Origin of the sequence: Lysobacter sp. Root667 (genome assembly GCF_001427715.1) — a bacterium.
Taxonomy (GTDB): Bacteria; Pseudomonadota; Gammaproteobacteria; order Xanthomonadales; family Xanthomonadaceae; genus Lysobacter.
In genome coordinates this window covers 477,023-495,435 of sequence record NZ_LMHF01000010.1, presented here as the reverse complement: position 1 = coordinate 495,435, position 18,413 = coordinate 477,023, and the positions used below count along the sequence as shown (strand labels likewise).

Genomic DNA, 18,413 nt, shown 5'->3' with positions numbered 1-18,413 from the left:
ATGGCCGCCGCCCGCGCCAGCCTGCGCCAATACTGGGACCTGACCAAGCCGCGTGTGGTCGCCCTGATCGTGTTCACCGCCCTGGTCGGCATGCTGCTCGCCGTCGACGGCGTGCCCAGCGGCGAGGAGACCGTACGCGGTTTGCTCGGTTTCCTCGGCATCTGGCTGGCCGCGTCCAGCGCCGCGGCGATCAACCAGCTGCTGGACTCGCGCATCGACGCCAAGATGGCGCGCACCTCGTGGCGGCCGATCGTCGCCGGTCAGATCACGCCGGCGCAGGCGCTGGTGTTCGCGCTGATCCTGGCCGCGCTGTCGATGGCGATCCTGCTGCTGTGGGTGAACCCCCTGACCGCGATCCTCACCTTCGCCTCGCTGATCGGTTACGCGGTGATCTACACCGTCTTCCTCAAGCGGGCGACGCCGCAGAACATCGTGATCGGCGGCATCGCCGGCGCGGCGCCGCCGGCGCTGGGCTGGGCTTCGATCACCGGCACCCTCGATCCGCACGCGCTGCTGCTGGTGCTGATCATCTTCGTCTGGACCCCGCCGCACTTCTGGGCCCTGGCGATCTTCCGCCGCGAGGACTACGCGCGCGCGATGGTGCCGATGCTGCCGGTCACCCACGGCGTGCAGTACACGCGCTGGCAGATCCTGTTCTACACCGTGCTGTTGGTGGCGGTGACCGTGCTGCCCTGGGCGACCGGCATGAGCGGCCTGTTCTATCTGGGCGGCGCGCTGGTGCTCGGCGCGGTGTTCCTGGGCTATGCCTGGAAGCTGATGGACCCGCCGGACGAGCTGTACGCGATGAAGGTGTTCAGCTACTCCATCGTCTACCTGATGGCGCTGTTCGCGTTCTTGCTGGTCGACCATTGGCTGCTGCCGTTCATGCAGCCGGCGCCGCTGTTCGAGCTGCAGCCGGTGCTCTGAGGCGCGAAAGACGCCGCGCTCACTCTCCGCAGCGCGGCGGCCAGTCCGCATCGACCTGCGGCTGCAGGTCGGCGAGAAACAGCTCGCCGAAGTCGCGTTCGCTGGCGACCTGGCCGAACAACACCCGATCGCCGCGCGGCGACAGCAAGGGTCCGACCTGGAACACGTCTTCGCGCGCGGGTACGCGTCCGTTCGCGACCCAGCGTCCGCCTTCGCGCTGGTAGCGATACAGGTGCGAGCGGCCGTCGCCGCGCTGTCCGACCAGGATCAGCTGGCGGCCATCGCGCGAAATCTCCACTTCGTATTCCTGTTCGGCGGTGCTGATCGGGGGCCCGAGCAGGCTCACGTCCCAGCCGCCGCCGTTGCGCGGCCTGCCGACGTAGATGTCGGTCAGGCCCGGACCGCCGGGGCGCGAAGAGCCGAAGTACAAGGTCCCGTCCGCGTCTTCGCGCGGCAGCAGTTCGGAAGCCGTCGAGTTGACGGGCGCGGGCAGGCGTTGCGGCTTCGACCAGAGGCCATCGGCGCTGCGTTCGACCCGCCAGATGTCGAGATCGTCGGGGTCCGTGCCGCCACGCGAAGACACGTAGTACAAACGCCGGCCATCGGCGCTGACGTAAGGGTCGGCTTCCTGCGCCGCGGCGGGTCCCGCGAACGGCGGCGGCACCGGTGCGCTCCAGGCACCGTTCTCGCAGCGCGACATCAACAGGCGGTAGCGGCCGAAGCTGCGGTCGCTGCGCATGAAGTAGAGCTCGCGACCGTCCGGTGTGAATGTCGGCGAGGACTCGTACTGATCGCTGGCGATCGCGGTCGGTGTCCAGCGCTGCGGCGATGCCGCCTGCGCATGACAGGACAGCGCCGACAACGGCAGCAATGAAAGGACGGGGATCAGGCAACGTGCGCGCATCCGGACGGTCCTGGAACGGGGCCGCCGTCAGCCTAGCGCCGTCATTCCGGTAAAACAAGTTTTAACGGTTATAGTGCGCCGTGACCCGAACGGAGCCTGGACGATGGACAGACGAGGTTTCTGCATCACCGGCCTGGGCCTGTGGGCGCCGTTCGTAGCCGCCAAGACGGGAGCCCCGGCCCCTGCGACGGTCCGACGCCGCAGCTACGCGCCGGCCGACGGCACCTATGCGCAAGCCGCCGAAGTGCGCGCGCCGCAGCGCCTGCTGTTCGTGAGCGGGCAGGTGCCTGCCGATGCCGAAGGCGCGGTGCCCGAGGGTTTCCGCGACCAGTGCCGCTTGGCGTGGCGTAACGTCGGCGCGCAGCTGAAGGCCGCGGGCTTGGGCTACGAAACATCTGGTCAAGGTCACGGTCTATCTGGCCCGCCGTGAGGATCGCGACGCCGCGCGCGAAGTGCGCCAGGAGGTGCTGGGTCGCTTGCCGCATCCGCCCGCGCTGACGGTGGTCGTGGTCGGCATCTACGACAGCGCCTGGCTGCTGGAGATCGAGGCGATCGCGGCCGCGTGAGGCCAGGCGCCGCGAGCCGTCCCGCGAGGCGCCGATACCGCCATGCGCCGAAACGGTCGGCCGGGCCGCAACGGCTGCGCTAGAGTCGGCGCGACGTCCACAGGGAGAGGGCAGGCATGATCGATCGACGCGAATTCCTCGGTGCGGTCGGGCTGACCGCGCTGGCCGCAGCCACCGGGCCCACGTTCGCCGCCGCCGCCGCGCCGGCGCGCTGGCCGCGATACCGCGACACGCTCGCGATCGACGCCCTCAGCGGCTCGGAGCTGTTCTATCTCAAGGAAGGCGACCCCGACGTTCCCAAGGCGCTGCAGCAGCTGCGCGAGTGCGGGCTCAGCGGGATCATGGCCAGTCTCGCGCCGCAGGGACGGTTCTGGTACACCGACCAGGCCTATGCTGAGGCCAAGCAGCGCGTCGAAGACTGCAAGGCGACGATCGCGCGCCACGCCGACGTGCTGTTGCTGGTGCGCAACGGCACCGACCTCAAGCAGGCCGAGCGCGAGAACAGAGTCGGCATCATCTTCACCTTCCAGGGCGCCGAGCCCTTGGGCGAAGACGTCGAGCGCATCGCGCAATTCCGCGAGCAGGGCCTGCGCGTGCTGCAGCTCACCCACAACCGTCGCAATCTGGTCGGCGATGGCTGCATGGAGCCTGGCAACGCCGGCTTGAGCAACTTCGGCCACCAGGTGGTCGAGCGGCTCAACGCCGAGAAGATGGTGGTCGACCTCGCTCACGGTGCGCAGCGCACCATCCGCGAGGGCATCCTGGCTTCGAAGGCGCCGGTGCTGATCGGACACACCGGCTGCCGCGCGCTGTCCGACGTGCCGCGCATGGTCCACGACGCCGAGCTCAAGCTGCTGGCGGACCGGGGCGGCGTCGCCGGCATCATCTTCTGGCCCTACCTGCGCGAGCAGGGTCAGCAGACCTCGGCCGACGTGATCCGGCATATCGAGTACGCGATCAAGGTCTGCGGCGAGGACCATGTCGGCATCGGCACCGATATCAACGTGTCGGCGGTAGACGTCACGCCCGAGTACGTCAAGGAAAACACCGAGATGGTCAAAGGCATGATCGGGGACGGCATCTTCGAAAAGGGCCGCGACCCCAACCTGCTGCTGTTCGCGCCCGACCTCAACACCGCCGACCGCTTCGAAACCCTGGCCGGATTACTTTCGGCACGCGGCCATCCGGATGCGCGTATCGCTAAGATCCTGGGAGGCAACTTCGCCCGTGTCATGACCGAGGTGTGGGGATGATCGACCGTCGCGGTTTTCTGATCGGCGCGGGCAGCCTCGCGCTCGCCGGCCTGGCCCGCAACGCGCAGGCGTTCGCGCCGCCGCCGCGCTGGGCGCCCTACGCCGATGCCTTCGTGCTGGATGCCTGCGGCACCATCGGCCGTCAGGACCACCAAGGCGATGCGCCGCTGAGCGCGCCGGAACTGGGCGACCTGCGCGAGTCCGGGCTGAGCGCATTGCAGGTCACGGTCGCGCCGGTCGGGCATTACAAGGACGCGTTCGAGGAGACGATCGCGCAGATCGCTTCCTGGGACGACGAGATCGCCCGCCATCCCGAGCAACTGCTGCTGGCGCGCGCCGGCGCCGATCTGCAGCGCGCGCAGAGCGAGCGCAAGACCGCGATGATCTACGGCTTCCAGGACACCACGCCGATCGGCGAGGACCTGGACCGCATCACCGTGTTCCATCGCAGTGGCGTGCGCGTGGTGCAGCTCACCTACAACCTGCGCAACCTGGTCGGCGACGGTTGCCTGGAGCCCGGCGACGCGGGGCTCAGCAAGTTCGGCCACAAGCTGGTCGAGGCCTTGAACGAGAAGAAGATCGTCGTCGATCTGGCCCACAGCGGCCGCCGCACCGCGCTGGAAGGCATCGCGGCGTCGAAGTCGCCGGCGGTGATCAGCCACACCGGCTGCGCCGCGCTCGCCGACCTGCCGCGCAACAAGACCGATGCCGAGTTGCGCGCGGTCGCCGAACGCGGCGGCGTGGTCGGGATCTACCTGATGCCGTTCCTGCGCCTCAAAGGCCAGCCGATGGCGGCCGATCTGATCGCGCACCTCGAGCACGCGGTCAAGATCTGCGGCGAGGACCACGTGGGCCTGGGCAGCGACGGTACGGTGGCGGCGACCAGGCTGACGCCCGAGTACAAGCGCGACCACCGCAAGTTCATCGCCGAGCGCCGCGCACTGGGCATTTCGGCGCCGGGCGAAGCCGACGACGTCTACCTGCTCCTGCCCGACCTCAACCATCCGCGCCGTTTCGAGACCCTGGCGGCGATGCTGTCGGCGCGCGGGCATTCCGATGCGCGCATCGGCAAGATCCTGGGCGGAAACTTCAAGCGGGTGATGAGCGAAGTCTGGGGTTGAGTGCGCGCCGGCGCGAATTCGGACGCCGTCAGAGCGCCGGGCCGGAGTAGCCGGCGATCTGCGAACGCAGCGCGCGTGCGTCCTGCAGCAGGCGCGCGATTTCGGCGCGCTCGTCGGCGCCCAGCGACGAAGGGCCGAGTTCGCGCAGCTTGTCGGCGATCTCGGCCTGGCGTTGTTCCACCGCCTGCAGTTCGAGCTGGCTCATGGTGCCGAGGAAGTAGCGGGTGATGATCTGTTCGTCGCCGACGAAGCTGCCCGCGGCGAGCTTCTGCAGCGCCTTGGCTTCCTCGCGCTCGGCGAAGTGCTCGATTAGCGCGCCGGTGTTGATGTCGGGACGCGACACCACCAGATCCACGATCTCGGTCAGCAGCTCGATGCCGTTCTGGCGCAGTGCGGCGAAGCGGTAGGGCGGCCGCAGTTCCAAGGCCAGCGCCGGTTGCTGCAGCAGCAGTTCGATCGCCGCGCGCACCAGCGAGCGCTTCTGCGTCGGCGCGCTGGCGCCCGCGCGTGCGCGCTGCGCGGGCACGTGGGTGTCGGGCGTGCTGGCGCGCGCGCCGACGCCGGTGAGTTCGGTCAGGCGCTGCCGCATCAGGTCGCCGAAGGCGCCATCGGGAATCTGCGCCAGCAGCGGCTTGGCGCGTTCGGCCAGGCGACCCTTGCCTTCCAGGGTGCCGAGGTTGACGTCGGCGGCGAGCGAGTCGAACAGGAACTGCGACAGCGGCACGGCCTCGCGCAGGCGCGCGTCGAAACCCTCCGCGCCTTCCTTGCGCACGATCGAATCCGGATCCTCGCCTTCGGGCAGGAACAGGAAGAAGGCCTGGCGGCCGTCCTTCATGCGCGGCAGCACCGATTCGACCGCTTTCCAGGCCGCGCCGCGGCCGGCGCGGTCGCCGTCGAAACAGAAGTAAACGTCGGCGGCGTTGCGGAACAGCAGTTCGGCGTGGTCGGGCGTGGTCGCGGTGCCGAGCGTGGCGACCGCGGTGTCGACGCCGTGCTGGAACAGCGCGACCACGTCCATGTAGCCCTCGACCACGATCAGGCGCGGGATCTTGTTGTGGGCCTGGCGCACCTGCCACAGGCCGTAGAGTTCGCGGCCCTTGTGGAACAGCTGGGTCTCGGGCGAGTTGAGGTACTTGGGCCCGTCCTCCTTGTCGAGCACGCGGCCGCCGAAGGCGATGGCGCGGCCGCGACGGTCGAGGATCGGGAACATCACCCGGTCGCGGAACTTGTCGTAGACGCGGCCGCTGTCGTTCTTGGAGAACAGGCCGGCGCGCTCCAGCAGCTTCATCCGGCGCTCGTCGGTACCCAGCGCGTCGCGCAGGGCGTTGAAGCCGTCGGGCGCGTAGCCGATCGCGAAGCGTTCGCGGATGTCGGCGCTGACGCCGCGGCTGTCGAGGTAACCCTGGGCCTTGCCGCTGAGGCCGTACTGCTTCTGGAAGAACTTGGACGCGGCCTCGACCGCGGCGTACAGATCGCTGCTGTCGGAGTCCTCGTTGCGCTGGCGGGTGTCGCGCGGGACTTCGACGCCGATGCGCTTGGCCAGTTCTTCGACCGCGTCGAGAAACTCGAGGCGGTCGTAGTTCATCAGGAAGCTGATCGCGGTGCCGTGCGCGCCGCAGCCGAAGCAGTGATAGAACTGCTTGGTCGGCGAGACCGTGAACGAGGGCGAGCGCTCGTCGTGGAACGGACAACGCGCCGAGTATTCCTTGCCCTGACGCTTCAACGGCACGCGCGCGCCGATCAGCTCGACGATGTCGGAGCGGGCGAGGAGGTCGTCGATGAAGGCGTCGGGGATGCGGGCCATGCGTCGGGTGCCCGAAGGGGGCGTCGTGCTCGTGAGGGCCAAGTCCTAGGATGCCATGCGCGGCAAGTCCCGGCGGTCGGGCGGAAAGCCCCGCGGCGGAAACGACGAAGCCGGGGCATGCCCGGCTTCGTCAGGTCTTGCGAGGGCGGCTCAGCCGGCCAGGCGCTGCTTCACCAGCACCGACACCTGGCCCATGTCGGCCTTGCCGGCGAGCTTGGCCTTGAGCGGGCCCATCAGCTTGCCCATGTCGGCCGGGCCGGCGGCGCCGGTTTCGGCGATGGCGGCGTCGATCGCGGCCAGGATCTCGGCTTCGCCGAGCTTGGCCGGGACGTAACGCTCGATCACCAGGATTTCCTCGCGCTCGATCGCGGCCAGATCCTCGCGCGCGGCGGCCTCGTACTGGCTGACCGAGTCGCGGCGCTGCTTGACCATCTTGTCGAGCACCGCGATCACGGCGGCGTCGTCGAGTTCGATGCGCTCGTCGACTTCCTTTTGCTTGATCGCGGCGTTGATCAGACGGATCACGCCCAGGCTGTGCTTGTCGCCGCTCTTCATCGCGGCCTTCATGTCGTCGGTGAGTCGTAGCTTGAGGCTCATGGCGCGCTCCTGAAGTGGTGCCGGAAGGTGGGATAGGGGGTGCGACGGCCGGGGGGCGGCCGAAACGCAAAAAGCCGGCGGCGCAGGGCGCAGCCGGCTCGTTGGTCATCCCTCGCCGGCCCCGCCCGCGAACGGTGGGGCTGCGCGGGATGCGCGATCAGTACAAGCGCTGGCGCTTGGTGACGTCGCGCGAGGCGCGGCGCGCCTGACGCTTCACCGCAGCAGCGGCCTTGCGCTTACGCTCCTGGGTGGGCTTCTCGTAGAACTCGCGCTTGCGGGTTTCGGCCAGAACACCGGCCTTCTCGCAGGTGCGCTTGAAGCGGCGCAGGGCAAACTCAAAAGGCTCGTTTTCGCGGACTTTGACGCTGGGCATACGTGATCTCGGATTCGGGGACCGGCCCGTACAGACCGGGCGAGCCGTGCATTATAGCGGTGGCGCCGCGGAAGGTGCAACATAGCGCCCCATGAAGGCGAAAACCCCAGCAAAGCCGGGCCTTTCATGAAAGTCCTCGGCATCGAAACCAGCTGCGACGAGACCGGAGTGGCGGTCTACGACACCGCCACCGGGCTGCGCGCGCACGCACTTTACAGCCAGATCGCCCTGCATGCCGAGTACGGCGGGGTGGTCCCTGAACTGGCCAGCCGCGACCACGTGCGCAAGCTGCTGCCGCTGATCCGCCAGACCCTGGACGAATCCGGCCTGCAGGTCTCGGATCTGGACGGAGTGGCCTACACCGCCGGCCCGGGCCTGGTCGGGGCGCTGCTGGTCGGGGCCGGGGTCGCGCGCTCGCTGGCCTGGGCCCTGGACCTGCCCGCGGTCGCGGTGCACCACATGGAAGGCCATCTGCTGGCGCCGCTGATGGAGGAGGACCCACTGGGCCGCCCGCAGCCGCCGTTCGTGGCCCTGCTGGTGTCCGGCGGGCATACCCAACTGGTCGCGGTCGAGGCCATCGGCCGCTACCGGCTGCTGGGAGAAACCCTGGACGACGCCGCCGGCGAGGCCTTCGACAAGACCGCCAAGCTGATGGGCCTGCCCTATCCGGGCGGACCGCAGCTGGCCGCCCTGGCCGAGCGCGGCCGGCCCGGCATCTATAAGTTCTCCCGACCGATGACCGACCGCCCCGGGCTGGACTTCAGCTTCAGCGGCCTCAAGACCCAGGTCCTGCTGGCCTGGCGCGACAGCGACCAAAGCGAGCAGACCATGGCCGACATCGCGCGCGGCTTCGAGGACGCGGTGGTCGAGACCCTGACGATCAAGTGCGGGCGCGCGCTGGACGCGGCCGGCTGCGAGACCCTGGTGGTCGCCGGCGGCGTCGGCGCCAACAAGCGCCTGCGCGAACGCCTGGCGCAGATGGCGCAGCGCCGCGGCGGCCGGGTCGCGTTCCCGCGGCCGGCGTTCTGCACCGACAACGGCGCGATGATCGCCTACGCCGGCGCGCTGCGGCTGCAGGCCGGCCAGCACGAGGACGCGGCGGTGATGGTGACGCCGCGCTGGGACATGGCGGAACTGCCGGCGGTGTGAGCGGCCGCATCGATCGCCACGCTTGAGCGCCGCCGGCCACGAGCGCGGCGCGATCGCGATTCTGCGCGACAATGGCCGCCGAGCCCGACTGTCGAATCCCCAATGGACCACGTCTTCATAGAAGGCCTCGAGATCGAGGCGCTGATCGGCATCTACGACTGGGAGCGGCGCATCCGCCAGCCGCTGGTGTTCGACCTGGAAATGTCGTTCGACAACCGCATCCCGGCCGCGACCGATGCGATCGAGGACACCTTGAATTACAAGGCGGTCAGCAAGCGCATCGTCGAATACGTGTCGCAGTCGGATTTCGGCCTGGTCGAAACCCTGGCTGAGCGCGTCGCGGCGATCGTGATCGAGGAGTTCGGCGTGCGCCGGGTGCGGCTGAAGCTGAGCAAGCCCGGCGCGGTGCGCGGTGCGCGCGCGGTCGGGGTCACGATCGTGCGCGAACGCGACGCCGCCTGAGCCGCGCCGCGGCTTCCCACTTTCCGCCCCGCCGCCGGCCGGGCGCACCGGATACAGCGATGGGCAAGGCTTATCTCAGTCTCGGCAGCAATCTGGATGCCGCCGAGCACTTGCGCGGCGCAATCGCGGCACTGCGCGAACGCTTCGGCGAGGTGGTGCTGTCGCCGGTCTACCGCACCCGTGCGGTCGGGTTCGTCGGCGCCGATTTCTACAACAGCGCGGCCATCGTCGACAGCGAGCTCGAACCGCAGGCGCTCAACGACTGGCTGCACGCGCTGGAAGACCGCCACGGCCGCGACCGCACCGGCCCGCGCTACGGCGACCGCACCCTGGACATCGACATCGTGCTGTACGACGACCGTCTGCTCGAAGGCCCGGGCAATCTGCGCATTCCGCGTCCGGAGCTGAAGCACGCCTTCGTGCTGCGGCCGCTGGCCGACATCGCCCCGGACCTGGTGGTGCCGGGCGACGGCCGAACCCTGGCGGAGCTGTGGCGCGCGCATCCGGACCACGGCCAGGCGGCGGTGGTCGCCGACATCGGCGGCTGAGCCGCGCTGCGGCTCGGATCTACCTGCCAAGTAAGCAAGCGGCCGCAGGGTCGCTGTCGCGCGCGGCGCCCGGCCGGTCACATCCGCCGCCGAGCATCGTCCTGGCTCTCGCAGACGCCGCCGGTCGGGCCGGTGACGGCTGACGCTTGCGATGTGCCGAGTTTGGCCCGAGCATGCGTCCATTCATCCACGGGGGAGCACACGATGTTCGAAAAATTTTCGCGTAGCTGGGCACTGGTCAAGGCCAGCGCCGGAGTGCTGCGCTCCGACAAGGAGCTGATGCTGTTCCCGGTCCTGTCCAGCCTGGCGACGCTGGTGGTGCTGGCGACGTTCCTGGTGCCGATGTTCGCGCTGCGCGTGTTCGAGAACGGCGTCGGCGTGGGCGGGATCGTGTTCGGCTTCCTGTTCTACTTCTGCCAGTACAGCGTGATCATCTTCTTCAACTGCGCCCTGGTCGGTGCGGCCATGATCCGCCTCGACGGCGGCGACCCGACCCTGCGCGACGGCTTCGACGCGGCCAGGTCGCGCCTGCCGGCGATCCTGGGCTACGCCGCGATCGCCGCGACCGTGGGCCTGATCCTGCAATCGCTGAAGGACCGCGACAACAACTTCATCGTGCGCATGATCGGTTCCGGCCTGGGCGCGGCCTGGACCCTGGCGACTTTCATGGTGGTGCCGGTGCTGGTGAGCCAGAACGTCGGCCCGATCGACGCGCTCAAGCGCAGCATCGGCCTGCTCAAGCAGACCTGGGGCGAGAACGCGATCGGCAACGTCGGCATCGGCGCGGCGTTCGGCCTGATCATGTTCCTAGTGATCGCGGCCGGCGTGGGCTTGTCGTTCCTCGCGGCGCAGGCCTCGGTCGGTCTGGCGATCGCGGTCGGCGCGGTGTTCCTGGTCGTGGTGTTGCTGCTGGGCGTGTACCAGGCGGCGCTGAGCGGCATCTACTCGGCCGCGCTGTATCGCTACGCGACCGAAGGCGAAGCCCCGGCGGCGTTCCGCGCGCTGGAGCTGCAGACGGCGTTCAAGGCCAAGTAAGTCGTTTCCTTAGCCCCTCTCCCGCTGGCGGGAGAGGGGTTGGGGTGAGGGGCCCGCCGCAAGCGCGAGGCTTTACAACCTCGGCACGCCCCTCATCCGCCCTTCGGGCACCTTCTCCCGCAAGCGGGAGAAGGGAGAATCGGCTGCGATATCGCCGTTAGCCCCTCTCCCGCTGGCAGGAGAGGGGTTGGGGTGAGGGCCCGCCGCAAGTGCGAGGCTTTCGAGCTCGGCACGGCCCTCATCCGCCCTTCGGGCACCTTCTCCCGCAAGCGGGGGAAGGGAGAATCGACTGCGATATCGGCGTTAGCCCCTCTTGCGCAGGCGAGAGAGAGCGGAAGAGCCGGCGCTCAATCCGCCAACAGCCGTCCGCCGTCCACCCGCAGCACCTGCCCGGTGGTATAGCGCGCTTCACGCAGCAGCCAGCGCACCGCTTCGGCGATTTCCTCGGCGCTGCCGGTACGCCCCAGCGGCGTGCGCGCCAGCATCGCGGCCTTGGCCGCCTCGTCCTTGTCCGCGCCGCCGGCGCCGGGTTCCGGCCACAGGATCGCGCCCGGCGCGACCGCGTTCACCCGCACGTCCGGCGCCAGTTCCAGCGCCAGCGCGCGCGTGGCCATCGCCAGCGCGGCCTTGGCCATGCAGTAGAGGCTGTGGTCGCGCAGCGGGCGCTCGGCGTAGATGTCGACCATATTCACGATCGCGCCGTGCGCGAGCTTCAGATGCGGCGCCGCGGCCTGTGCCAGGAAGAACGGCGCGCGCGCGTTGCTGGCGAACAGCGCGTCCCACTGCGTCGGCGTGGCGCTGCCGATCGGCGTCGGCGCGAAGCCCGAGGCGTTGTTGACCAGGGCGTCGAGGCGGCCGTAGCGGCCGACGGTGTGCGCGACCAGCTCGGGCAGGCGGTCGAATTCGGCCAGGTCGGCCTGCAGGGTCAGGGTGCTGCCCGGGCGCAGGCCTTCGAGCTCCGCGGCGAGCGCGGCCATGGCCTGGCCGGAGTCGCGGTAGTGCAGGGCCAGGTCGTAGCCGTCGGCGTGCAGCGCGCGCGCGATCGCGGCGCCGATGCGCTTGGCGCTGCCGGTGATCAGGGCGACGGGAGCGGGCGTGGTGGCCATGGCTTGCGTATTCGATTCCGTGTCGGTAACGAGTGAAGGAGTTAGCGGCTGGCAACTAGGAATCAGCGACTAGCAACTAGTAACCAGCAACTAGTAACGAGCAACTGGCAATTGGTAGTCGCGAGATATGTACTTACTAATTACTCTCTACTCGTTCCTTATACTGCAAGCCGCCCGCTGCGCGCCCGGTGACCGTATGTCCGACCCGACCCCCAACGACCTCCACCGCGACGCCGCGACCCTGCCCGCACCGGGTCCGGACGCGCTGGAGCACAGTGCGCGGCTGGAGGCGCTGATCCGCGAGCAGATCGGGGTCGGCGAGGGCGCGATTCCGTTTTCGCGCTACATGGAGCTGGCGCTGTACGCGCCGGGCCTGGGCTATTACAGCGCCGGCGCGCGCAAGTTCGGCGACGACGGCGATTTCGTCACCGCGCCCGAGCTGGGCCCGGTGTTCGCCGCCTGCGTGGCCGAAGCGGTGGCACCGGTGCTGCGCCAGATCGGGCCGTCGGCGCGCTTCCTCGAACTCGGCGGCGGCACCGGCGCCTTCGCCGAGGTCGCGCTGAAGCGCCTGCTCGAACTCGACGCCTTGCCCGACCGCTACGCCATCCTCGAACCCAGCGCCGAGCTGCGCCAGCGTCAGCGCGAACGCCTGCAGCAACGCCTGGCGCCGCCGCTGTTCGACCTGGTCGAATGGCTGGACGGCCCGTTCCAGGAGGACTGGGACGGCGTGCTGTTCGCCAACGAAGTGATCGACGCGCTGCCGACGCCGCGCTTCGCGATCCGCAACGGCGAGGTCTACGAGGAGCACGTCGTCGTCGACGGCGACGGTTTCGCGCGCGAGCTGCGCGAGGCCGATGCCTTCCTCGGCAATGCGGTGCGCCAGGCCGAGCGCCGGCTCGGCCGGCCGCTGGAAGAGGGCTACCGATCGGAACTGCTGCCGCAGCTGCCGTATTGGATCCAGGCCGTTTCCGGCGGCTTGCGCGCCGGTGCGATGCTGTTCGTCGACTACGGCTACGCACGCGCCGAGTACTACGCGCCCGAACGCAGCGACGGCACGTTGCGTGCGTTCTACCGCCACCGCATGCACCACGATCCGCTGCTGTGGCCGGGCCTGCAGGACCTGACCGCGTCGGTGGACTTCACCGCCCTGGCCGAGGCCGGCGTCGCCGCCGGCTTCGATTTCGCCGGTTACTGCTCGCAGGCGAACTTCCTGCTCGGCAACGGCCTGGCCGGTGTGCTCGAACGCATCGACGCGATCGCCGACGAGGGCGAGCGCCAGCGCCGCCACAACGAGGTCAAGCGCCTGACCCTGCCCAGCGAGATGGGCGAACGCTTCCAGGTGATGGGCTTCGAGAAGGACGTCGAGTTCGGCATCGCCTTCCTTGCCGGCGACCTGAGCCATCGCCTGTGAGGGCCGCGCGCAAGACCGACGCGCCCAAGGGACCCTGGCTGCGCAGTTTCCGCACGCCGGGCCGCTGGCTGGCCCTGGGCGCGGCCGGCGTGCTGGCGGTGATCGCGCTGTCGCTGCTGCCGGCGGGCGATCTGCCGCCGTCGCCGTTCGCCGGTTCCGACAAGGTCGGCCATTTCCTCACTTACGCCGCGCTGTCGGCCTATGCCTGCATGCTGTTCGCGCGGATGCGGCCGCAGGCGCTGTGCGCGGCCGGCCTGATCGTGCTGGGCGTGGCGCTGGAGTACGCTCAGGCCTCGCTCACCGACAGCCGCATGGGCGACAGCCGCGACGCCCTCGCCAATGCCCTGGGCGTGCTGCTCGGGCTGGCCACGGCCTCGACCCCGCTGGCGCTCATGTTGCAGCGCATCGATAACCGTCTGGCCAAGACGCGTTAATCAGAGTGTGACGGGGTTGGTGAAGCCAAAGTCGGCAAAGTCACACGACGTATTGCGCAAAGGTTAAGAACTTGTGAATCTCGGGCCGGACTTCCAGGGGGAAGTCCGCCGCCCCGCCTCTTCGCAAGGAACCGACCATGTCTGCAGTGCACCGCAACCGACTGGCGCTGGCCGTGGCCGCCGCCATGGCCGCCAGCGCGATCGCCTCGCCCCTCTACGCCCAAACCGCAGCGCCCGCGTCCACCGAGGATACGGCCACCACTCTCGACACCGTCCAGGTCACCGGCTCGCGCGTGCGCGGCCGCACCGCTGAGGACACCGCCGCCCCGGTCGACGTGATCGGCCGCGAGGAGATCAACGCCACCGGCGCGCTCGAGGTCGGCCAGATCCTGCAGATGCTGGAGCCCTCGTTCAATTTCTCGCGCACCTTCGTCAGCGACGGTACCGACATCCTGCGTCCGGCCACGCTGCGCGCGCTGGGCCCGGATCAGGTGCTGGTGCTGGTCAACGGCAAGCGCCGCCACCAGCAGGCGCTGGTGAACGTGCAGCAGACCATCGGCCGCGGTTCGGCCGGTACCGACATCAACGCGATTCCGGTCTCGGCGATCGAGCGCATCGAAGTGCTGCGCGACGGCGCCGCCGCGCAGTACGGCTCCGATGCGATCGCCGGCGTGATCAACATCATCCTCAAGCGCCAGACCGAGTACACCGAACTGTCGATCGAAGGCTCGCAGTACTACGCCGGCGACGGCGAAATGCTGCACGGTTCGGTCAACACCGGCTTCAAGCTCGGCGCCGAGGGCTACATCAACCTCACCGCGGAAGCGCGCAACCGCAACGAGACCAACCGCGCCGGCCCCGACAGCCTGCGCACCAACCCGCCGCGCGTGACCCAGCGCCTGGGCGACGCCGACGCCAAGGACTACTACCTGTGGCTCAACGCCGCGGTGCCGGCGGGCAAGGGCGAGCTGTACTGGTTCGGCGGCCTGTCGCGCCGCGAAGGCGATTCCTCGGGCTTCTTCCGCAGCGCCGGCGACAACCGCACGGTGCCGGCGCTGTACCCCAACGGCTTCCTGCCCAACATCCTGACCACGGTCGACGACGCCTCGCTGGCGGTCGGCTACAAGGCGCCGATCGGCGAGAACTGGGATTGGGACATCTCGATCAACCACGGCCGCAGCAAGTTCGGTTTCGAAGAGGCCAACTCGGTCAACGTGAGCTGGTGGTACGAGCCGATCGATCCGGCCAACCCGGCCGCCGGCATCCACGCCGCGTCGCCGACCACCGCCGACACCGGCACGCTCAAGTACGACCAGACCACGTTCAACCTCGATTTCCGCGGCAGCGTCAACGGCTTCAACAACAATCCGCTGTACCTGGCGACCGGTTTCGAATGGCGCCAGGACAACTACGCGATCGAAGCCGGCGACCCGGTGTCGTACACGTACGGCCGCACCAACAACCCGGCCATCATCATCCGCGGCCAGACCGGCGACATCGCGCCGGGCGGCATCCAGGGCTTCCCGGGCTTCACGCCGGGCACCGAGGTCGACGAGGGCCGCCACAGCATGGCGGTGTACTTCGATGCCGAAACCAACCTGAGCGAGCGCGTCCTGCTCGGCGGCGCGGTCCGTTTCGAGGACTACTCGGACTTCGGCAACACCACCACCGGCAAGCTCTCGGCGCGCTTCAACGCGACCGAACGCTTCGCCGTGCGCGGCACCCTGTCGACCGGCTTCCGCGCACCTGGCGTGCAGCAGCAGTTCTACAACCAGGTCTCGACCAACCTCAATCCCGACGGCACCCTCACCGACACCCTGACCGCGCGTCAGGACAGCGCGGTGACCCGCGCGCTGGGCGTGGCGCCGCTGAAGGAAGAGACCTCGCGCAGCGGTTCGGTCGGCATGGTGTTCAAGCCGAACGAGCGCTTCTCGCTGACCGCCGACCTGTTCCGCATCGACATCGACGACCGCATCATCTTCTCCGGCGTGATCGCGCCCGAATCGGTCGGCACCGACGGCCTGGCCTGCAACGCCAGCAACAGCAACTGCCCGATCGCGGGCGCGCTGGCGCCGTTCCGGGTCGGCCAGGCGCAGTTCTTCACCAACGCCATCGACACCCGCACCACCGGCCTGGACATCGTCGCCAACCACAACACCGAGTTCGCCAGCGGCAGCAACCTGACCCTGACCGCGTTGGTCCACTTCAACAAGACCGAAGTGCGCGAGATCCATTCGAACTCGCCGATCCTGGCGCCGGGCCAACTGTTCGACGCCGCCCAGGTCACCCTGGTCGAGCGCGGCCAGCCGCGCGCGCACCACGTGCTGCAGAGCGTGTACGAAACCGGCCCCTGGCAGATCACCGGCCGCGCCAACTACTACGGCTCGGTCACCGGCGAATTCTTCGCGCCGGAGCAGACCTGGGGCGGCAAGACCCTGTTCGATCTGGCGGTGCGTTACTCGTTCAACGAGAACACCCACCTCACCGTCGGCGGCAACAACATCTTCGACCAGTACCCCGACAAGTGGTCGGTCGGCGCCGACAACCCCGGCGTGAATCCGTTCCCGTCGCTGGGCTTCAAGTACGGCTGGGAAACCATGCCCTTCGGCATGAACGGCGGCAGCTACTACGTGCGGCTGGACTATCGCTTCTAAGCCGCGGCGCAGGATGGAGTGACAGGAACGCCGGGCGGCCGCGAGGCCGCCCGGCGTTTCGTTTGGCGCGTGGTGCGGATTACCGGCACCGCATCGCGGCACCGGCTTTGGGGTAGGAGCGGCGTAAGCCGCGACCCGGGTRGGTGTSCGATGCAGRTTTCGTCGTAGCCGCGGATTCGCGRTCGCGGCTTACGCCTGGCGCGGTTTACCGGCRCCGCATTGCGGCATCGGCTTTGGGGTAGGAGCGGCGTAAGCCGCGACCCGGGTGGGTGTGCGATGCAGATTTCGTCGTAGCCGCGGATTCGCGGTCGCGGCTTACGCCGCTCCTACCCCAAGGCGTATGCCGCGATGGCGCGCCTGCCCTTGGGCTGTCTGTGGGAGCGGCGGCGGAGGCGGTGTGCGTCAGGCCTTCTTGCCGGTGGCCGTGGCGATGGCGGCGATGCGCGCGCGGCGCAGCGCTTCGCCGACTTCCGGGCCGCTGCGGCCCTGGGCGATATCGGACGCGCGCACCGCGAGCGCGGCGTCGAGCGCATCGCGCAGGCGCTGGCCTTGCGGGTACTCGACTTCCGACAGGCCGGCGCGGCCGCGCTTGTCGGCCTCGCACACTACGCTCATGCGGCGCACGCGCTCGGGCTGGCGGAAACCGTCGCAGCGCGCGATCAGATCGTAGACCGTGCTTGCGCGCAGTTCGTCGTAGCGGTGCACGTTGAGATGCTCGCGACACGCGGCTTCGGCGAGCTGGCGGTGTTCGGTCGGCACGCGCAGGCGTTCGCACAGCACGCGCAGCGGTTTCAGGCCGGCGTGCTCGTGGCCCAGGTGGCGCGGCAGCACGTCGGCGGGCGTGAGCGCCTTGCCCAGGTCGTGGGTGAGCGCGGCGAAGCCGATGGCGTCGTCGCCGGGCGCCAGGCGTGCCGCCATGTCGCAGACCAGCTCGATGTGAATGCCGGTGTCGACTTCCGGGTGGTACTCGGCGCGTTGCGGCACGCCGTAGAGCGCGTCGACTTCCGGCAGTACCGCGGCCAGGGCGCCGGCGTCGCGCAGCGTGCGCAGGAACGCCGACGGTCGCGCACTGGCGAGCGCGCGCCGCAGTTCCTGCCAGACCCGCTCGGGCACCAGTTCGGCGAGTTCGCCGGACTCGGCCATCGAGCGCATCAGCGCGGTGGTCTCGGGCGCGACGCTGAAACCCAGCTCGGCGAAGCGGGCCATGAAGCGCGCGGCGCGCAGCACTCGCAGCGGGTCCTCGACGAAGGCCGGACCGACGTGGCGCAGCACCCGCTCCTGCAGATCGCGCGCACCGCCGTAGGGGTCGACCAGCGAACCGTCTTCGTCCTCGGCGATCGCGTTGATGGTGAAATCGCGACGGCCGAGGTCGTCTTCCAGCGTCACCGACGGATCGGCGTCGACCACGAAGCCGCGGTAGCCGCGTCCGGATTTGCGCTCGGTGCGCGCCAGCGCGTATTCCTCGCCGGTGTGCGGATGCAGGAACACCGGAAAGTCGCGCCCGACCGGCTTGTAACCGGCGTCGAGCATGGCCTGCGGGGTGGCGCCGACCACGACGTAGTCGCGGTCGCCCGGCGTCCGCCCCAGCAGCCGGTCGCGGACCGCGCCGCCGACCAGGTAGGTCTTCATCGCATGGCCTTGGTCTGCATGCGCGTTCAGCGCGGCGAGTTCTGCGCCAGCAGCGCGATGATGTCCTCGGCGCCGCTGCTGCGGCCGAGGTGGCGCACGATCGGCGCGGCCTGGCCGGAAACCCACACGCGCAGCTCGGATTCGAGATCGAAGTGGCCCGCGGTTTCCAGCGAGAACATCACGATGCTGCGATAGGGCAGGCTGAGGAATTCGGTCTTGCGGCCGGTTACGCCCTGCTTGTCGACCAGGATCAGGCGGCGGTCGGTGAACACGATCAGGTCGCGGATCTCGCCGAAGGCGCGCTGCACGGTTTCGCCGGGCGCGAGCAGGGGCATGAAGTCGTCGGCGATCTTGTCGACCGGCTTGTCGCCGGCGTGGCCGAGCAGGGTGTCGAGCAATCCCATGGCGGCGCTCCTGTGTGGGGTCGGACACCGATGCTA

Annotated in this window: 19 protein-coding genes and 1 pseudogene; 12 read left to right on the top strand and 8 right to left on the bottom strand. The window is 69.3% G+C overall.

Translation table 11 applies throughout. The features are described from left to right. Complete coding sequence (gene cyoE, locus ASD78_RS10070; RefSeq protein ID WP_056100854.1) at nt 1-927, top strand: heme o synthase; 927 nt, start codon at nt 1-3, stop codon at nt 925-927. Between the two features lie 19 nt (nt 928-946). On the opposite strand, the gene ASD78_RS10065 is transcribed toward cyoE, so the two are convergent. Further along, nucleotides 947-1,831 (bottom strand): PD40 domain-containing protein, encoded by an 885-nt coding sequence (locus tag ASD78_RS10065; RefSeq protein WP_056100851.1) that lies wholly within the window; start codon nt 1,829-1,831, stop codon nt 947-949. A gap of 103 nt (nt 1,832-1,934) precedes the next feature. Between ASD78_RS10065 and ASD78_RS10060 the strand changes: the two genes are divergently transcribed. From ASD78_RS10060 to ASD78_RS10050, 4 genes are all read left to right on the top strand, one after another. Beyond that, complete coding sequence (locus ASD78_RS10060; RefSeq protein WP_200944151.1) at nt 1,935-2,261, top strand: RidA family protein; 327 nt, start codon at nt 1,935-1,937, stop codon at nt 2,259-2,261. Continuing rightward, a complete protein-coding gene (locus tag ASD78_RS21515) occupies nt 2,227-2,397 on the top strand; it encodes a RidA family protein (protein WP_343123537.1) in 171 nt (56 codons plus the stop codon). The genes ASD78_RS10060 and ASD78_RS21515 overlap by 35 nt, the downstream gene beginning before the upstream one ends. Nucleotides 2,398-2,513: 116 nt before the next feature. Next, complete coding sequence (locus tag ASD78_RS10055) at nt 2,514-3,650, top strand: membrane dipeptidase (RefSeq protein WP_056100850.1); 1,137 nt, start codon at nt 2,514-2,516, stop codon at nt 3,648-3,650. Next, nucleotides 3,647-4,771, top strand: coding sequence for a membrane dipeptidase (locus ASD78_RS10050; RefSeq protein ID WP_056100848.1), 1,125 nt, complete (start codon nt 3,647-3,649; stop codon nt 4,769-4,771). Before ASD78_RS10055 ends, ASD78_RS10050 begins: the two co-directional genes overlap by 4 nt. A 28-nt stretch (nt 4,772-4,799) precedes the next feature. Here ASD78_RS10050 and ASD78_RS21680 read toward each other — a convergent pair whose 3' ends face one another. The 4 genes and pseudogenes from ASD78_RS21680 to rpsU form a co-directional block, all read right to left on the bottom strand. Next, complete coding sequence (locus ASD78_RS21680) at nt 4,800-5,360, bottom strand: hypothetical protein (RefSeq protein WP_255355388.1); 561 nt, start codon at nt 5,358-5,360, stop codon at nt 4,800-4,802. Continuing rightward, nucleotides 5,337-6,575: pseudogene (gene dnaG, locus ASD78_RS10045) on the bottom strand (DNA primase); the annotation flags it as partial. The gene ASD78_RS21680 and the pseudogene dnaG, both read right to left, overlap by 24 nt. Before the next feature lie 150 nt (nt 6,576-6,725). Further along, nucleotides 6,726-7,172 carry a GatB/YqeY domain-containing protein gene (locus tag ASD78_RS10040; RefSeq protein WP_055901930.1) on the bottom strand — a complete coding sequence of 149 codons (447 nt, stop codon included), beginning with the start codon at nt 7,170-7,172 and terminating at the stop codon, nt 6,726-6,728. A gap of 157 nt (nt 7,173-7,329) precedes the next feature. Then, nucleotides 7,330-7,545 carry a 30S ribosomal protein S21 gene (gene rpsU, locus ASD78_RS10035; protein WP_031371286.1) on the bottom strand — a complete coding sequence of 72 codons (216 nt, stop codon included), beginning with the start codon at nt 7,543-7,545 and terminating at the stop codon, nt 7,330-7,332. 126 nt (nt 7,546-7,671) lie between these two features. Between rpsU and tsaD the strand changes: the two genes are divergently transcribed. From tsaD to ASD78_RS10015, 4 genes are all read left to right on the top strand, one after another. Further along, nucleotides 7,672-8,694, top strand: a complete 1,023-nt coding sequence (gene tsaD, locus ASD78_RS10030) for a tRNA (adenosine(37)-N6)-threonylcarbamoyltransferase complex transferase subunit TsaD (protein ID WP_056100841.1) — start codon at nt 7,672-7,674, stop codon at nt 8,692-8,694. Nucleotides 8,695-8,796: 102 nt separating this feature from the next. Beyond that, the gene (gene folB, locus ASD78_RS10025; RefSeq protein ID WP_056100837.1) at nt 8,797-9,156 is read left to right on the top strand and encodes a dihydroneopterin aldolase; all 360 of its coding nucleotides are present in this window, start codon (nt 8,797-8,799) and stop codon (nt 9,154-9,156) included. 59 nt (nt 9,157-9,215) lie between these two features. Then, complete coding sequence (folK, locus tag ASD78_RS10020; protein ID WP_056100836.1) at nt 9,216-9,704, top strand: 2-amino-4-hydroxy-6-hydroxymethyldihydropteridine diphosphokinase; 489 nt, start codon at nt 9,216-9,218, stop codon at nt 9,702-9,704. 204 nt (nt 9,705-9,908) lie between these two features. Next, a complete protein-coding gene (locus ASD78_RS10015; RefSeq protein ID WP_056100832.1) occupies nt 9,909-10,739 on the top strand; it encodes a DUF6159 family protein in 831 nt (276 codons plus the stop codon). Nucleotides 10,740-11,086: 347 nt separating this feature from the next. Here the strand turns inward: ASD78_RS10015 and ASD78_RS10010 are convergent, their stop codons facing one another. Beyond that, nucleotides 11,087-11,845: a pteridine reductase gene (locus ASD78_RS10010; protein ID WP_056100828.1), complete on the bottom strand. Its 759-nt coding sequence runs from the start codon at nt 11,843-11,845 to the stop codon at nt 11,087-11,089. A gap of 196 nt (nt 11,846-12,041) precedes the next feature. On the opposite strand from ASD78_RS10010, the gene ASD78_RS10005 reads away from it, so the two are divergent. The 3 genes from ASD78_RS10005 to ASD78_RS09995 all read left to right on the top strand — a co-directional run bounded on the left by ASD78_RS10005 (nt 12,042) and on the right by ASD78_RS09995 (nt 16,344). Further along, a complete protein-coding gene (locus ASD78_RS10005; protein WP_056100826.1) occupies nt 12,042-13,256 on the top strand; it encodes an SAM-dependent methyltransferase in 1,215 nt (404 codons plus the stop codon). Then, nucleotides 13,253-13,690 (top strand): hypothetical protein, encoded by a 438-nt coding sequence (locus ASD78_RS10000; RefSeq protein WP_056100824.1) that lies wholly within the window; start codon nt 13,253-13,255, stop codon nt 13,688-13,690. Before ASD78_RS10005 ends, ASD78_RS10000 begins: the two co-directional genes overlap by 4 nt. A gap of 137 nt (nt 13,691-13,827) precedes the next feature. After that, nucleotides 13,828-16,344 (top strand): TonB-dependent receptor, encoded by a 2,517-nt coding sequence (locus tag ASD78_RS09995; RefSeq protein ID WP_082575534.1) that lies wholly within the window; start codon nt 13,828-13,830, stop codon nt 16,342-16,344. A gap of 402 nt (nt 16,345-16,746) precedes the next feature. On the opposite strand, the gene ASD78_RS09990 is transcribed toward ASD78_RS09995, so the two are convergent. Both ASD78_RS09990 and ASD78_RS09985 read right to left on the bottom strand, forming a co-directional pair. Beyond that, a complete protein-coding gene (locus tag ASD78_RS09990; RefSeq protein ID WP_056100821.1) occupies nt 16,747-17,973 on the bottom strand; it encodes a multifunctional CCA addition/repair protein in 1,227 nt (408 codons plus the stop codon). Nucleotides 17,974-17,999: 26 nt separating this feature from the next. Continuing rightward, nucleotides 18,000-18,377, bottom strand: a complete 378-nt coding sequence (locus tag ASD78_RS09985) for a PH domain-containing protein (protein WP_055901902.1) — start codon at nt 18,375-18,377, stop codon at nt 18,000-18,002. Nucleotides 18,378-18,413 lie beyond the last annotated feature (36 nt).

What these genes read in the sequence shown, in the direction of transcription:
- cyoE (WP_056100854.1), top strand. Translation starts at nt 1, where the DNA reads ATGGCCGCCGCCCGCGCCAGCCTGCGCCAATACTGGGACCTGACCAAG.
- ASD78_RS09990 (WP_056100821.1), bottom strand. Translation starts at nt 17,973, where the DNA reads ATGAAGACCTACCTGGTCGGCGGCGCGGTCCGCGACCGGCTGCTGGGG.
- tsaD (WP_056100841.1), top strand. Translation starts at nt 7,672, where the DNA reads ATGAAAGTCCTCGGCATCGAAACCAGCTGCGACGAGACCGGAGTGGCG.
- ASD78_RS10050 (WP_056100848.1), top strand. Translation starts at nt 3,647, where the DNA reads ATGATCGACCGTCGCGGTTTTCTGATCGGCGCGGGCAGCCTCGCGCTC.
- ASD78_RS10060 (WP_200944151.1), top strand. Translation starts at nt 1,935, where the DNA reads ATGGACAGACGAGGTTTCTGCATCACCGGCCTGGGCCTGTGGGCGCCG.
- ASD78_RS10015 (WP_056100832.1), top strand. Translation starts at nt 9,909, where the DNA reads ATGTTCGAAAAATTTTCGCGTAGCTGGGCACTGGTCAAGGCCAGCGCC.
- ASD78_RS10055 (WP_056100850.1), top strand. Translation starts at nt 2,514, where the DNA reads ATGATCGATCGACGCGAATTCCTCGGTGCGGTCGGGCTGACCGCGCTG.
- ASD78_RS10065 (WP_056100851.1), bottom strand. Translation starts at nt 1,831, where the DNA reads ATGCGCGCACGTTGCCTGATCCCCGTCCTTTCATTGCTGCCGTTGTCG.
- ASD78_RS09985 (WP_055901902.1), bottom strand. Translation starts at nt 18,377, where the DNA reads ATGGGATTGCTCGACACCCTGCTCGGCCACGCCGGCGACAAGCCGGTC.
- ASD78_RS21680 (WP_255355388.1), bottom strand. Translation starts at nt 5,360, where the DNA reads ATGCGGCAGCGCCTGACCGAACTCACCGGCGTCGGCGCGCGCGCCAGC.
- ASD78_RS09995 (WP_082575534.1), top strand. Translation starts at nt 13,828, where the DNA reads ATGTCTGCAGTGCACCGCAACCGACTGGCGCTGGCCGTGGCCGCCGCC.
- folK (WP_056100836.1), top strand. Translation starts at nt 9,216, where the DNA reads ATGGGCAAGGCTTATCTCAGTCTCGGCAGCAATCTGGATGCCGCCGAG.
- ASD78_RS10040 (WP_055901930.1), bottom strand. Translation starts at nt 7,172, where the DNA reads ATGAGCCTCAAGCTACGACTCACCGACGACATGAAGGCCGCGATGAAG.
- rpsU (WP_031371286.1), bottom strand. Translation starts at nt 7,545, where the DNA reads ATGCCCAGCGTCAAAGTCCGCGAAAACGAGCCTTTTGAGTTTGCCCTG.
- folB (WP_056100837.1), top strand. Translation starts at nt 8,797, where the DNA reads ATGGACCACGTCTTCATAGAAGGCCTCGAGATCGAGGCGCTGATCGGC.
- ASD78_RS10005 (WP_056100826.1), top strand. Translation starts at nt 12,042, where the DNA reads ATGTCCGACCCGACCCCCAACGACCTCCACCGCGACGCCGCGACCCTG.
- ASD78_RS10010 (WP_056100828.1), bottom strand. Translation starts at nt 11,845, where the DNA reads ATGGCCACCACGCCCGCTCCCGTCGCCCTGATCACCGGCAGCGCCAAG.